Here is a 14557-nt window from a genome sequence, read left to right on the forward strand (position 1 = left end):
GCAGGTCGACGGGCCGGAGGGCTGGAGAGCCGGAGGGCTGGAGAGCCGGCGGGGCGGCGGGGCGCCGCGGGGCCTGTGTGGTCGATTTTCCTGCGGTCCTGCGGTCCTGCGGGTCCCGGGGGCTTGCGGTGCTGCGGGGCGCGGTCACGGTGTCACAGCGGCAGGCCGTTCTCCAGGTCGTCCAGCGCCCGGCCGATCATCGCGACGAGGTCGCCCTCCCGGTCGTGCTCGCACCAGTACAGCGTCACCTCGCGCAGCGCGCCCAGGACCGCCGCGACGGACACCCGGACCGTCAGGTCGTCGGGGGCGCGGCCGGCCCGGGCGGCGAGGGCGGCGGCCAGGGTTCCGGCCGTGTCCGACATGCTCTCCGTCATCCGGGCCCGGACCGCGGGGACCTCCACGATCAGCCGGGCGCGCTGGCGGATCTCCTCCTCCTCGGTCGCCAGGATCGCCGCGAACATCTCCGTCAGGACGTGCCGGAGCGACTGCAGCGGCGGTTCACCGGCCGGGCGGTGGAGCAGGGCGGCCTCCAGGACCGGGCCGTACTCGTCGGCGAGGACGATGTCCTCCTTGGCCGGGAAGTACCGGAAGACGGTGCTGGGCGACACCTCGGCCGCCTCCGCGATCTGCTCGACCGTCGTCGCCTCGTACCCCTGCTCGGCGATCAGCCGGCAGGCGGCGTGCCGGATCGCGATCCGGGTCCGGAGCTTCTTCCGCTCGCGCAGTCCCAGCTGCGGCGGCGTTCCCGGGGCGGAAACGGAAGGGGGACGGGAGGTGGCGGCCATGGTCGTCATTGTCGGGCATCGGCGGGCCGCCGGCACCGGTCGGGACCGGGCCGAAGCACGACAGGTGTCCCCCGAGGCACCGGCTGACCTGTGGCTTCGACCGGGGGAGCACGATGGTCGTCACCGGGGCGGTGCGCTGTCCGTCACCGGCAGCGCGCAACGCGAGACCGGTGCCACCGGCTCAGGCGCTCCGCCGATCGCCCGATCCGCCCAGCGGCCCCGGCGGACCGAGGCCGTGTCAGGGCCCGTGCGCCGGGCCATGACGGACGTTTCGACCGGTCACGCACCGGTGACGTCCCCGACCCTCCTGAGCACGGAGTCGAGCGTGTCCACCACGGCGTTGTGCTGCCTCGCGCGCGCCGCCCGGTCTGCCGGCACCAGCCGCGCGGCGGTCTGCACGGCGTGGGCGTCCGGGTCGCCGAAGGCGGTCCGCGGGTGCTCTCCCGTGTCCGCGCAGTGGGTGGTGACCTCCTTGACCGCCTGGAGCACGACTGCCCGGTCCACGCCCGGCTGCATGGCCAGCCGCACCTGGAAACGCGCCATCCACTTCTCGCGGTCCTTCTCCCTCGCCGCGTCCGTCCTCTGGGCCTTCTTCGTCACGTGCTCTCCCGGGTGATCGGCAGCCGTCCGTCATGGAGTTGGACGCCGGGTCGTCGAAGCGGGTTGCGGAAACGGGCATCCGACGAGTCCCGGGTGGCTGCCGAGGAGCCGCACCACGGGACGGCGTTCCACCGACCGGTCCACCGCTGCAGAACGTCACGGATCACGGGTTCGGGCACGGCTTCCAGCCCCGCGTGCCCTGTCCGGAAGTCCTGGTGACAACGGTCCGCCCCGATGTGACAACGGTCCGCCCCGATGTGACAACGGTCCGCCCCGGTGACGGCCGTCCTGCTTCGGCTCGGGGACGCCGCTCAGCCGTGGTTGTAGGCCACCAGCGAGATGCCGACGTAATGCACCACGAAGGCGGCCAGGGTCAGCGAGTGGAAGACCTCGTGGAAGCCGAACCAGCGCGGGGAGGGGTTGGGCCGCTTGATGCCGTAGATGACGCCGCCCGCGCTGTAGAGCAGGCCGCCGACGACGACCAGCACCAGCACGGCGATCCCGCCGGTCCGCAGGAAGTCCGGCAGGAAGAAGACCGCGGCCCAGCCCATGGCGATGTAGCAGGGCGTGTAGAGCCAGCGCGGGGCGCCGACCCAGAACACCCGGAAGGCGATCCCGGCCGCCGCGGCCGCCCAGACCGCCCACAGCAGCGGGGTGCCGGTGGACTCGGGCAGCAGGAGCAGGGTCAGCGGGGTGTAGGTGCCCGCGATGATCAGGAAGATGTTGGCGTGGTCGAGCCGGCGGAGCACCGCCTCGCCGCGCGGCCCCCAGGTGCCCCGGTGGTAGAGCGCGCTGATCCCGAACAGCAGGCACGCGGTCAGCGTGTAGACACCGCAGGCGATCCGGCCCCGGGCGCTGTCCGTGAACGCGATCAGGGCGATCCCCGCGACGATCACGGCGGGGAACATCCCGGCGTGCAGCCAGCCGCGCATCCGCGGTTTCGCCGGAAGGGCATTCGCCGGAAGAGGGAGGGACTCGGCTGGTTCCAGCCCGGTGGGCTCGGGCGCGGCGGCGGCAGTCATTCCCGCATCGTACCTACGCGACCGTAGGTAACGGATGCGAGTGGCAATGCTCACGTGTGAAGCCCCCTGGACATATGGGCGAAACGGTCGGATGATCAAATGAGTGCGGTCGGCACCGGATGAGCGCCAACGAGATTCGAAGGGGTCGAAGCATCCGGGTCGCAGCCCCCACGGGGCAACTACCAAACAGACACCCTCAACAAGGAGCGATCGTGGCGCGCGACATCGCGGCTCCCCCCACTGCCCCCACCCAGCACCAGGAGCTCGTCTCCTGGGTGAACGAGATCGCGGCGATCACCGAGCCGGACCGGGTGGTCTGGTGCGACGGTTCCGAGGCCGAGTACGAGCGCCTGTGCGGGGAGCTCGTGGCCAAGGGCACCTTCACGAAGCTGGACGGGACGAAGCGCCCGAACTCCTACTACGCCGCGTCCGACCCGACCGACGTCGCCCGCGTCGAGGACCGTACGTTCATCTGCTCCGAGAAGGAGGAGGACGCCGGTCCGACGAACCACTGGAAGGCCCCCGCCGAGATGCGGGAGATCTTCACCGGTGAGAACGGTGTCTTCCGCGGTTCCATGCGTGGTCGCACCATGTACGTCGTGCCCTTCTGCATGGGCCCCGTCGGTTCCCCGCTCTCCGCGATCGGCGTCGAGATCACCGACTCCGCGTACGTCGCCGTCTCCATGCGCACCATGACCCGCATGGGCCAGGCCGTGCTGGACGAGCTCGGTTCCGACGGCTTCTTCGTCAAGGCCGTCCACACCCTGGGTGCCCCGTTGGAGGAGGGCCAGGAGGACGTCCCGTGGCCGTGCAACTCCACCAAGTACATCTCGCACTTCCCCGAGGACCGCGAGATCTGGTCCTACGGCTCCGGCTACGGCGGCAACGCCCTGCTCGGCAAGAAGTGCTACGCGCTGCGCATCGCCTCCGTCATGGCGCGTGACGAGGGCTGGCTCGCCGAGCACATGCTGATCCTCAAGCTCACCCCGCCGCAGGGCGAGGCCAAGTATGTCGCCGCCGCGTTCCCGAGCGCCTGCGGCAAGACCAACCTCGCCATGCTGGAGCCGACGATCCCCGGCTGGACCGTGGAGACCATCGGCGACGACATCGCCTGGATGCGGTTCGGCGAGGACGGCCGCCTCTACGCGATCAACCCCGAGGCCGGCTTCTTCGGCGTCGCGCCCGGCACCGGCGAGCACACCAACGCCAACGCGATGAAGACCATGTGGGGCAACTCCGTCTTCACCAACGTGGCGCTCACCGACGACGGCGACGTCTGGTGGGAGGGCATGACGGAGACCGCTCCGGCCCACCTCACCGACTGGAAGGGCAACGACTGGACGCCCGCGTCCGACACCCCGGCCGCCCACCCCAACGCCCGCTTCACCGTCCCGGCCGGACAGTGCCCGATCATCGCGCCCGAGTGGGAGGACCCGAAGGGCGTGCCGATCTCGGCGATCCTCTTCGGCGGCCGCCGCGCCTCCGCCGTGCCGCTGGTCACCGAGTCCTTCACCTGGCAGCACGGCGTCTTCCTCGGGGCCAACGTCGCCTCCGAGAAGACCGCCGCCGCCGAGGGCAAGGTCGGCGAGCTGCGCCGCGACCCGTTCGCCATGCTGCCGTTCTGCGGCTACAACATGGGCGACTACATGAACCACTGGATCAAGGTCGGTGCCGACAAGGACCAGGCCAAGCTCCCGAAGATCTACTACGTGAACTGGTTCCGCAAGAACGACGCGGGCAAGTTCGTGTGGCCCGGCTTCGGCGAGAACAGCCGCGTCCTGAAGTGGATCGTCGAGCGCCTGGACGGCGCGGCCGAGGGCGTCGAGACGCCGATCGGCATCCTGCCGGCCAAGGGCTCGCTGGACACCGACGGCCTGGACCTCTCCGACGCCGACCTGGACTTCCTGCTCGACGTCGACAAGGAGATCTGGCGCGAGGAGGCGTCGCTGGTGCCCGAGCACCTCAACACCTTCGGCGACCACACGCCGAAGGAGCTGTGGGACGAGTACCGCGCGCTGGTCCAGCGCCTGGGCTGATCCCGACAGGCTCCCGGGGCGCACCCCGCGCGGGTGCGCCCCGCACGCCCCGCGACCGGGTCCCGGACATCCGCCCTGACCTGTGGGGTCTCACCAGCCCGGCCGCGGTACGGCCCCCGGAACTCCCTCACGGTTCCGGGGGCCGCCCCCTTTTCCGGCGTTTCGCGGTGAACATCCGAAGATCGCCCAAGGCTTGCGCACACAACCTCCACAACGCTTCGATGTTCCTTCACATCGCCTCCGGCTCGGTCGGCCGGAGGCCAACAGAGCCTGTGGGGGAATCGGTTGAGCAAGAACCGGCACCATGTACGCATCGCGGCGACGCTCGCCGCGCTGACCCTCGGCACCGCGGGCCTCACCGCGGTCGCACCAACGGCCGCCCGCGCGGCCGACGGCACCGTGCCCGGCGACAACGTGGCCAAGCTGCCGATCTCCTCGTACGCGGCGATGGTCGTCGACTCCGTGCACGAGCGGGTCTACGTGACGGACGGCCAGGACCGGTCCACCAGCCAGGTCCACATCTACAACTTCCAGGGCCAGCGGACCGGGTCCCTGTCCATCGGGCCCGTCACCTCCGGGATGGCGCTGAGCGCGGACAGCGGGACGCTCTACGTCTCGTACACCTCCGGCATCGTCGCCTACGACACGGTCACCTGGCAGCGCACCGGCGCCGTCTCCACCGCGACCGCCCCGACCTGCCCGCGCGACGTGGCCTTCGCCGGGGGCAAGCAGTGGCACGCCGAGACGCCGTACAACGGCACCGACTGCGCCAACAACTGGAACGCCCTGTACGGCGTGTCGGGCACCATGTCCGTCAGCACCGGGTGGAACGCGGCGAGCAGGCTGCGGCTGACCAGCGGCCCCGAGGTCCCGGACCGGATCGTGATGGCGCAGACCCGCACCGCCACCGAGACCAACCCCTTCGTCACCACGCTCGACGCGAGCGGCGACACCCTGGTGCGCGGTCCGGAACGCCGCTTCGCCGACGCTCAGGGACAGGGCGGCCTCGACATGAAGGACGTGGCGCAGTCCCCCGACGGGCGGCGGATCGCGGTCGCCGACGCCGCGTACGGCACCCGGCTCCTGGAGGCCGCCGACCTGTCCGACGCGCCCGTCCCGTACCAGCCGCTGCCCGAGGGGGCCAAGGCGTCCGCGGTCGCGTTCAGCGGCGACGGCACGTACATCGCCCGGGGCGCCGCCGCGACCGGGAGCACCCCCGACCTGTTGGTCCAGCCCGCCGACCCGGCGTCCGGCCGGGCCCCGCTGGAGTTCGCCTTCGAGGGCGCGCTCGACGGCGACCGGGTGGTGCCGCGCGGGCTCGGCTGGTCGAAGGACGGCTCGCGGCTGTTCGCCGTCACCACCAACGCCTCCGGCACCGAGTACTGGCTGCACGTCATCCAGCCCCCGGCCGCCCAGTACGACTCCCGCTTCACCGGCGGCCTCTCCACCGCTCCGGGCCGGCCCGTCGTCGGCGAACCGGTCGGGATCAGGGGCCGGCTGGAGCTGGACGGCCCCGCCCCCGCCGAACCGGTCAGGGTGACGGCGGTGCGGCACGACGCGAACGGCGACCGCAGGCTCGCCGCCGCCGAGGTCGAGGCCGACGGCTCGTTCACCGTCCTCGACGTCCCGTCCCTGGTCGGCGACGCCACCTACACCGTCTCCTTCACCGGTGACGTCACCCACCGCCCGGCCGAGGACGTCACGCTCGCCGTCACCGTCGACAAGGCCCCGACCGCCCTCGCGCTCCGGGCCCCGGCGGAGGCGACCAAGAGCGCGGGCCTGACCATCACCGGCACCCTGACCGGGCAGGGCAGGGCGCTGCCCGCCGGGATCACGCTGTCCGTGGTGCGCACCGACCGGAAGGGCACCGGCACGCTGACCTCGGCCGCCGTCGCCGCCGACGGCACCTTCACCGTCAGCGACCTGCCCCGGGCCACCGGGGAGGTGACGTACGAGATCGGCTACGCGGGCGACGACCTGCACAGCGGATCGACGGCGTCGGCGACGGTACGGGTCCGCCGCTGACGGCAGCCGCGGCCCCGGGGCCGGAACGGGCGCTACCCGTTCCGGCCCCGGTCCTCCAGATAACGGGTGTGGATCTGCTGCCGCCGCGCCTCCGCCTCCCGCAGCCCGGCCGCGAGCGCCTCCGCCTCCCGGTGCAGCAGCGTCAGCTGCTGTTCCAGATGGCGTTCGGGCGGCTCCGTACCGGGTGTGATCCGCGTCCACCAACGGGTCCGCACGAAGGTGTCGACCGACTCCGGAATGTCCTGGTGCACGGTGCGGGACAGGGCGTGGACGCCCTCCGGGTCGGCGGCCAGGGCCTCGGACACCCAGCCGGGGGCGAGCAGCCCGTCGAGGAGCTCCGTCAGCTCGGCGAGCCGGCCGGACGCGGCGGGCGGCAGGTCCACCTCGTCCAGGTAGGCCCGCAGCGTCCCGAAGTCGTCCCGCAGCGCGTCCAGGCGCGACGAGGCGTCCGGGAACTCCGGGGCGGGCGGCCGTTCGGGCGGGGCGATCAGGGCGCCCGCCCCGTACAGCCCGGCGACCACCACCGGCCAGTACGTCCCCGCGAGCCCGGTGAAGGTGAGGACGAGACCGGCGATCCCGCAGGCGCTCCCGGCGAGGTTCTTCCGCGACTCGACATAGGCCAGCACCCGGTTCGCCGGCCCGCCGCCAAAGGACCCGCCCCGGCCGGACGACCTGCCGCCCGAACCGCCGGAGGGCCCGTCCGGGCCGCGCCGGGAGCCACGGGATCTACTGGTAGCCACGGATCTCCTCGAAGGCCCCGTCCAGGGAACCCGGTCCCCGGTCCTCGGTCGCGTCGAAGAGCCGGCCACCGGTCAGCTCGGCGATCCGGTCCAGCTCGCCGCGGTCCGAGTCGCCGAAGACGATCGGGAAGACCGGCGTGACCCGGTGCGCGGCCGGCAGCGACCGGTAGTAGGAGGCGAACCCCCCGGCCGTGTCGCCCGTCGTGTTCTCGCCGTCCGTCATCAGCACGATCGAGGTGAACGCCGACTCGCTGCCGCCGCCGATCCGCTCGTACGCCGACTTCAGGCTCGAATAGATCGCCGTCTCGCCGCCCGCCGTCAGCGCGGCGGTGTCCGCCTCGATCGCGGCCGTTCCGCGCCGCGGGTCGGCCGGGTCGACGGTGTGCGTGCGCACCTGCTTCACCGACGAGCCGAACGGCAGCAGCGTGACCTCCTCCCGCTCCCGGAAGTCCCCGGTCAGCCCGGTCAGCGCCGCCTTCAGCCGCTTCAGCCGGTCCCCCTTCATCGAGCCGGAGGTGTCCAGCACGTACACGGTGCGCGAGGGGCGCCGCAGCTTGTTCTCGTAACCGTGGAGCAGCCCGTCGGCCACCGACCGCGAGCCGGGGAAGGGCAGTTCGCGCCGCGCGTCGGCGGCGAGCGGCGCCGCGGGCCGCACCGAGGGCACGACCGGGCGCCGGAAGGTCTCCCGGGTCAGCCGCCGCTGCGCGTCGGGGGTGCGGAAGTACGCCGTCAGGGCGCGCACCGCGTCCTTCGCGTCGGGGGAGGCCTCGGCGAGCGTGCTGAGCGGGTAGTCGGCCGTCACCACCCCGTCGCGGGGGCGGATCACGGTCAGCCCGGTGCGGCTGTCGCGGTTCAGGGACAGCAGCACGGACTCGTAGTTGATCAGCGCGTCGACGTTGCCGCGCCGGGTGTACGCGGTGGCCAGCCAGCCCGAGGAACCGGACGTCAGCCGCTGCCCGCCGAAGAACTCCTTCAGCTTCCCGCTCGCGCCGCGCACATCGGCGTCGGTCAGCGCGGACTGGGCGCCGGAGAGCCCGGAGGCGACCGAGACGAGCGCGGAGAAACCGGAGTTGGAACGGGCCGGGTCGGTCATCCCGTACGTCAGCCGGCCCTCGGCGACCGCCCGGTGCACCTGCGACCAGGTCACCTCCGAGGGCCGCCAGCCCAGTCGCTCCACGGTCGCCGGACGGACCCCGAGCGCGACCGGCGACGTCATCAGCGGGGTCTCCGACGTGATGCGCCGCGCCGCCTCCGGGCGCAGCCGCAGATAGTCGTTGGACGACAGCCACACCGCGTCGTACGCCCCGTCCGCCTTCCCGGAGGCGAGCCGCTCGACGGCGTCCAGCGTGCCGGTCCAGGTGGGGCGCACGGTGATCCCGGTGGCCTGCCGGGCCTTCGCCAACAGCGGCTCCATGTCGGAGAGTTCACTGGAGGCGAGGACCCGCAGCGTGCCGGCCCGGGGCCGGCCGTCGTCCCGGCCGGACCCGCCGGACGAGCCGGACGCACCGGGGTCCGACGCGGAGCACGCGGCGAGGGGGGCGAGCACGGCGGCTGACAGCAGCGCGACGAGCGAACGGGTCACCCGGCGTCTCAGTCTCCGCAGCCTTCTGCGGGGGCGGTTCGTCATGCGGGACCACCGCCCTCCAGCACCCCGGCCGACCGGCTGCGCTCCAAGTGGGCGCCGGCCTGCTGGAGTTCGGCGGTCAGCGACTCCACGGTCGCGGCCATCGACTCGGTGGCCTGCACCTTGTACGTGTCGATGGCGTCGAGCGTCCGGTAGATCTGCTGGAACGCGGTGCGCAGCGTCTCCGCCCCCACCGCCGGGTCGGCGGCGATGCGCTGGATCTCGCCGCTCTGCCCGGCGAGCATCTCCGCGTTGCCGCGGATCAGGTCCTCGGTCGTGGAGCGCAGCACCTGGACCTGCTCGGTCACCCTGCGCTGGCTCTCCAGCGCCGAGGCCAGCATCACGGCGATCCGCAGGGCGGAGACGGTGGTGGTCGCGGCCCGGTCGACGCCCCTGATGAGCTCGTCGTTGTTGCGGCGCACCACGTCCATCGCGAGGTAGCCCTGGGCGCAGACCGCGAGCTGGGTCAGCAGGTCCTGGTGCTTCTGCCGCACGGGGAAGAGGACGTCGGCGCGGAGCGCGTCCGCCTGCGCGGGGTCGGTGGCCGCGGCGACGCGCTGCTCGACGGCGTCGTCCAGCGCCTCGGTGAGGACCACGTACTCCTGGAGCTTGCCCATGGTCTCCCAGAGCCGGGTGCGCTCGGTGTGCAGGGCGGCGTTGTCGCGGCGCAGTTCGTCCTGGCCGCCGCGCAGCGAGCCCACGATCCGGTTCAGGGTGGACTGGGCCGACGCGTACTTGGCGACGTGGTCGCGGAGCCGGTTGCCGCCCGGCAGCCGGGACAGCAGCCGGCGCGCACCCCTGGCGGGGGCGTCGCGCGGGTCGAGGTCCTCGACGGTGCGGCGCAGCTCGACGAGGGAGGAGCCGACCCGGGCCTGGGCGTCGCCGCCCCCGGAGCCGCTCCCGGCGCCCTTTCCGGACGCGGACAGCGAGCGGACGGTGCGGTCCAGCATCCGGTTGGACTGCTGGGCGGCGCTGCGGATGTCGCCCTGTCCCAGGGCGGCGATCTCCCCGATCCGGGTGGTGAATTCGGGCGACCGGGCGTCCAGGCCGGCGAGGCCGCCGACGTACTCGGCGGCGCGGCGGGTCATCTCCGCGCGCACCGACTCGTCGACCGGCACGAGACCGGCGGCCTGCTCGGTGCGGACCGGGGCGACCGGTTCCGGCGGGGTGAGGACGAGCGGCGGGGCGTCGCCGGGCGGGGCGAGGGTGAGCGGTTGCGGTTCTTCGGCCATGAGCGGGTCTCCAGGAACGGGAGGACAGGAAGGCGTACGGGGCGGAGTCCGCCGGGTGGCCGCCGGTCGGGCACGGCCGCCCGGCGGACGCTCAGCCGTGGGTCCGTCGGGCCATCGCGCGCAGCACCGTGGCGGTGGGCACGGGCGCCTGACGGACGCCGGTCAGCTTCTGGTCGATGTGGTCGGTGTGGCCGGCGGTGGCGGCGGTGAACTCGGCCGCGGCGCCCTGGGGCCGGAAGCCGTGCCGCACGGCCAGCTCGCGCAGGCGCGGATCGGTGGAGAGCAGCTGGCCGAGCCGCCGTCCGGTGCCGGTCAGCGGTACGAGGGTGTGGTCGCTGGACACGGTGGTGTCGGGGTAGAGGAGCACCAGGTCACCGGTCTCCTGACCCTGCATCAACAACGAGGCGACCTGCGACTCGTAGACCAGGACGAGCGGGTTGCCGACCCCGCTGATGAAGTCGCGGAACGGGGCGTCGGTGCTGGTCTGCTGCGCGCCCTGGACCCGGATCAGCTTCTTCAGGAGGGGAGCGGTGCGGTCGACCGCGGCCTCGTCCGCGGCGACCCGGCCGCCGTCGGCGACGTAGGAGGCGGCGGCGAGGTAGAGCGCGCCGGAGTTGGACGAGACGGGGTCGGTGCTGGTGATGAACACCGTCCCGGACAGCTCGGCGTGCTGGTCGGCGCCCTTGAGCTGTTGCCAGGTCCGGTCCGTCCGCGCGGCGTCGAGGTACGGCTCCATGAGCAGTTTGCCGCTGGACTTCCCGCCCAGGGTCGCGAGTCCGTTGTCCGCCAGCACCTGGGCGGCGGCGCGGTGCGCGACGACGACGAGCGGCGAGTAGAACGGCCTGATCGGTCCGCCCTTGACGGGGGACTCGCGCTGGAGCTCGTCGGCCGGGGCCTTCGAGCCGGGAAAGGCGAAGTCGTAACCCTTGAGGGGGAACTGGTCCATGGCCCATGACCCGGACGTCTCCGCCTTGACGGTGAGCCCCTTGGCGGCGAGGGCCTTCACCACGTCGGGATCGGCGAAGAACTCGGCCTTCTCCGACCCGATCACTCCACGCACGGTCTTCGTTGCCGTGCTCGTGTCCTTGCCGGCGCGTCCTGCTGCGACGGCTGCTGCCACTCCGCCGATCAGCAGCACCGCCAGGACGATTCCCACGATGCGTCTCACGCCTGAAGCGTGCTCCCGGAACCCCACATTCCAGGCGGAGTTGGGTGGACGGCAGGTGAAGTGAGTATCCCAGTACGCAACGGGGGCGGAACGGGAGCGGACGACTCCGGCGTACGGGGCGGGGACGCCGCGCGGCGTACGGGGACGGGGGCGTCGCGGGACGCGTGGCGCGGGTTCCGACGGTACGGGCTCCGGCGTACGGGTTCCGGAAGATGTGGCGCGGCTCCGGCGTACGCGGGGCGGGTGGCGCCCGGTCCACGCGCCTCGATGGCGCGCGGACCGGGGCCGTCAGTGGGCGCCGACCAGCCGCGTGGTGGCGGCGGGTGCGGCGACGGCCGCCGCGTGGGCGTCCATGCGCTCGGCCGCGAGGATCGCCGCGGCGGTGTCGGCGCGGGACGCGGCCACCACCAGCGCACGGCCCGCGAGGGCGTGGGCGCGGCGGTGCAGCGCGGGTGCGGACGCCTCGGTCCGACCGGCGTGCCGGGCGGGCGGTGCGCCGCGCAGCCTGGCGACCTGTTCGGCGATGCGGTCGCCCGCCTCGCCGAGGCCCAGCTCGTCGGTGACCGCGAGGAGCGCGGACAGGTGCCCGGCGAGCTGGATGTCCAGCTCCTCCTCGCGGGAACGGTGCGGGAAGTCGGCGGCGTGGTCGGCCGGTGTGTGGACCGATTTGGTGCGGATCGGTTCGTACATGGATGGCCTCCTGGTGTTGCTGTGGGACCATCCTACATTGGATTAAGTCTAAAGTTGTCTACGATCGATCCAGAAAACGTCCATGCCCCGGCACTGACCGGGCCCCGGCACTGACCGGGCCCCGGCACCGACCGGGCCCCGGAGCCGGTCGTCAGGGCTGGCCGTACCCGTCCAGGAAGTGGGCGATCCGGTTGACCGCGTCCGTCAGGTCCTCGGTCGAGGGCAGCGTCACGACCCGGAAGTGATCGGGCTCCGGCCAGTTGAACCCGGTGCCGTGCACCACCATGATCTTCTCGGCCCGCAGCAGGTCGAGGACCATCTGCCGGTCGTCCTTGATCTTGTAGACCTTGGGGTCCAGGCGCGGGAAGAGGTACAGGGCCCCTTTCGGCTTCACGCAGGTCACGCCCGGGATCCGGGTCAGCAGGTCGTACGCGGTGTCGCGCTGCTCCAGCATCCGCCCGCCCGGCAGCACCAGGTCGTCGATCGACTGCCGCCCGCCGAGCGCGGTGGCCACGGCGTGCTGCGAGGGCATGTTGGCGCAGAGCCGCATGTTGGCGAGGATCGTCAGCCCCTCGATGTACGAGGAGGCGTGCGCCTTCGGGCCGCAGACGGCCAGCCAGCCCGACCGGTAGCCGGCCACCCGGTAGTTCTTGGAGAGCCCGTTGAAGGTGAGCACCATCAGATCGGGGGCGATGGTCGCGGTCGGGACGTGGACCGCGCCGTCGTACAGGATCCGGTCGTAGATCTCGTCGGAGCAGACGACCAGGTTGTGACGCCGGGCGATCTCGGTCAGCCCGCGCAGCATCTCCTCGTCGTACACCGCGCCCGTCGGGTTGTTCGGGTTGATGATCACCAGCGCCTTGGTGCGGTCGGTGATCTTCCGCTCGATGTCGGCGAGGTCCGGCATCCAGTCGGACTGCTCGTCGCACCGGTAGTGCACGGCCGTGCCGCCGGCCAGCGACACCGAGGCGGTCCACAGCGGATAGTCCGGGGCGGGTACGAGCACCTCGTCGCCGTCGTCGAGCAGCGCCTGCATCGACATCTGGATCAGCTCGGACACGCCGTTGCCCAGGTAGACGTCCTCGACGTCGAGGTCGATGCCCTTGGTCTGGTAGTGCTGCACCACCGCCCGCCGCGCGGACAGCAGGCCCTTCGCGTCGCCGTAGCCGTGCGCCCCGGCGAGGTTGCGCAGGATGTCCTCGAGGATCTCGGGCGGGCACTCGAAACCGAACGCGGCGGGGTTGCCGGTGTTCAGCTTGAGGATGCGGTGACCGGCTGCCTCCAGCCGCATCGCTTCCTCCAGGACGGGGCCCCGGATTTCGTAACAGACGTTGGCGAGCTTCGTGGACTGGATGACCTGCATGTCCGGGAGCTTACGACCGCGCCCCGCGCGCCGCCGGGGCTTCTCCGCCGGGATGCCCCACCCGGGTGGTCCGGACCGCCGGACGCGTCTTCCATAGCCATGCGTCCCCCCGCCCCGGACCGTGGGAACGCCGGGCGGGAGCGGGGACGGGGCTTCGAATGGGGTGGAACGGGGACGTGACGAACACGGACGGGTGAGATGGGCCACGTGGCGGGAGCGGGGAAGGGGAGGCGGACCGGTGCGGCGGTGGCCTCCGCCGCCCCGGCCCCGGTCCTCACTCCGGCAGTCGGGTGTCCGGGGGCAGGTGGATGTCGAACTCGGTGGCCAGCACCCGCAGCACCTCGTCGCCGTCCGCCAGCTCGCGCTCCTCGCGGCCGCCGTCGTCGGCCGCGGCCACGAACGTGCGGCCGGTGAGCGACAGGTGCGCGCCCGGGACGGTGCGCTGGGCGTACACGCCGGACGAGAAGGGGGAGCGCGGGTTGGTCGCGATGTGCCAGTTGATGACTTCGTAGTCCGGCGCCTCGAAGGGCTCCAGGGTGAAGGCGTACTGCGGCTGCCAGGTCCCGTCGGCGGTGTGCGTCCGCAGCTCCCACAGTTCCAGCGGTCCGTCGTGCGGGACGGTCGCGAGCCGGTGGCGGCGCGGCGCGTCGTGCACCTCGGCGCCCGCGACCAGCGGGATCGGCTCCAGCAGCGAGCCGGAGGAGCCGAAGCCGACATCGGCCAGGTACGGGGTGGGCCCGCCCGGTATCCGTACCGCCATCAGCATGTGGGTGCGCGGCCGGACGTCCCCGGGCCGGGCTCCCACCACGACCCGCGCGCACAGCCGGGTGACGTGGAACCCGAGCGTGGTCAGCGCGGCGGCGAACAGGGTGTTGTGCTCGTAGCAGTACCCGCCGCGCCGGCCGCGCACGAGCTTCGCCTCCAGGTCGGCGATCGCGAGCGAGGGCGCGCTGCCGAGGACCGGGTCCAGGTTCTCGAAGGGGATGCCCAGGGCGTGGGCGCGGTGCACGGAGCGCAGCACCTCCGCGGTCGGCTCGCGCGTCCCGCTCCAGCCGATGCGGTCGAGGTAGGCGTCGAGGTCGGACAGGCGCTCGCGGTCGGAAGTCATGCCCCCGACGGTACGCAGCGGGGGCGGCCGACCGCCTCCGTCCCGGGGCGGAGGGGCCCTGGTCCCCGGGTCCCCGGTCCCGGTCGCCGGGACCGGAGGTCCGCCCCCCGTGCCCGACCCGACCGCGCCGGGCACAGGATGTCGGGTCGGAGCGGGTGTGCCGT

12 protein-coding genes are annotated in these 14557 nt (G+C 72.7%); 2 read left to right on the forward strand and 10 right to left on the reverse strand.

Features of this window, described 5'->3' with window-relative positions:
• Positions 1 to 152: 152 nt before the first annotated feature.
• The 3 genes from EAO76_RS29255 to EAO76_RS29265 all read right to left on the reverse strand — a co-directional run bounded on the left by EAO76_RS29255 (position 153) and on the right by EAO76_RS29265 (position 2407).
• On the reverse strand, positions 153 to 785 hold the full coding sequence (locus tag EAO76_RS29255; RefSeq protein WP_148838910.1) for a TetR/AcrR family transcriptional regulator: 633 nt from the start codon (positions 783 to 785) through the stop codon (positions 153 to 155).
• Between the two features lie 279 nt (positions 786 to 1064).
• The gene (locus tag EAO76_RS29260; RefSeq protein WP_148838911.1) at positions 1065 to 1385 is read right to left on the reverse strand and encodes a hypothetical protein; all 321 of its coding nucleotides are present in this window, start codon (positions 1383 to 1385) and stop codon (positions 1065 to 1067) included.
• A 311-nt stretch (positions 1386 to 1696) separates the two neighbouring features.
• Entirely contained in the window at positions 1697 to 2407 is a 711-nt protein-coding gene (locus EAO76_RS29265) for a hemolysin III family protein (protein ID WP_148838912.1), read from the reverse strand.
• 212 nt (positions 2408 to 2619) lie between these two features.
• Here EAO76_RS29265 and EAO76_RS29270 point away from each other — a divergent pair, with 212 nt between their 5' ends.
• On the forward strand, positions 2620 to 4443 hold the full coding sequence (locus EAO76_RS29270) for a phosphoenolpyruvate carboxykinase (GTP) (protein WP_148838913.1): 1824 nt from the start codon (positions 2620 to 2622) through the stop codon (positions 4441 to 4443).
• A 285-nt stretch (positions 4444 to 4728) separates the two neighbouring features.
• Positions 4729 to 6468, forward strand: a complete 1740-nt coding sequence (locus tag EAO76_RS29275; RefSeq protein WP_262375821.1) for an Ig-like domain repeat protein — start codon at positions 4729 to 4731, stop codon at positions 6466 to 6468.
• Between the two features lie 32 nt (positions 6469 to 6500).
• On the opposite strand, the gene EAO76_RS29280 is transcribed toward EAO76_RS29275, so the two are convergent.
• From EAO76_RS29280 to EAO76_RS29310, 7 genes are all read right to left on the reverse strand, one after another.
• Positions 6501 to 7091, reverse strand: a complete 591-nt coding sequence (locus EAO76_RS29280; RefSeq protein ID WP_148840367.1) for a hypothetical protein — start codon at positions 7089 to 7091, stop codon at positions 6501 to 6503.
• Between the two features lie 103 nt (positions 7092 to 7194).
• Positions 7195 to 8835, reverse strand: coding sequence for a substrate-binding and VWA domain-containing protein (locus EAO76_RS29285; protein WP_187438829.1), 1641 nt, complete (start codon positions 8833 to 8835; stop codon positions 7195 to 7197).
• On the reverse strand, positions 8832 to 10064 hold the full coding sequence (locus tag EAO76_RS29290; protein WP_148838914.1) for a toxic anion resistance protein: 1233 nt from the start codon (positions 10062 to 10064) through the stop codon (positions 8832 to 8834). The genes EAO76_RS29285 and EAO76_RS29290 overlap by 4 nt, the downstream gene beginning before the upstream one ends.
• A 91-nt stretch (positions 10065 to 10155) precedes the next feature.
• Positions 10156 to 11259: a substrate-binding domain-containing protein gene (locus EAO76_RS29295; protein WP_187438830.1), complete on the reverse strand. Its 1104-nt coding sequence runs from the start codon at positions 11257 to 11259 to the stop codon at positions 10156 to 10158.
• Positions 11260 to 11520: 261 nt separating this feature from the next.
• Complete coding sequence (locus EAO76_RS29300) at positions 11521 to 11922, reverse strand: hypothetical protein (protein ID WP_148838916.1); 402 nt, start codon at positions 11920 to 11922, stop codon at positions 11521 to 11523.
• A 151-nt stretch (positions 11923 to 12073) separates the two neighbouring features.
• Positions 12074 to 13285, reverse strand: a complete 1212-nt coding sequence (locus EAO76_RS29305) for a pyridoxal phosphate-dependent aminotransferase (protein WP_148838917.1) — start codon at positions 13283 to 13285, stop codon at positions 12074 to 12076.
• 274 nt (positions 13286 to 13559) lie between these two features.
• A complete protein-coding gene (locus tag EAO76_RS29310; protein WP_148838918.1) occupies positions 13560 to 14393 on the reverse strand; it encodes an arylamine N-acetyltransferase in 834 nt (277 codons plus the stop codon).
• Positions 14394 to 14557: the final 164 nt, after the last annotated feature.

It is taken from the genome of Streptomyces sp. sk2.1, from assembly GCF_008120935.1.
GTDB lineage: Bacteria > Actinomycetota > Actinomycetes > Streptomycetales > Streptomycetaceae > Streptomyces.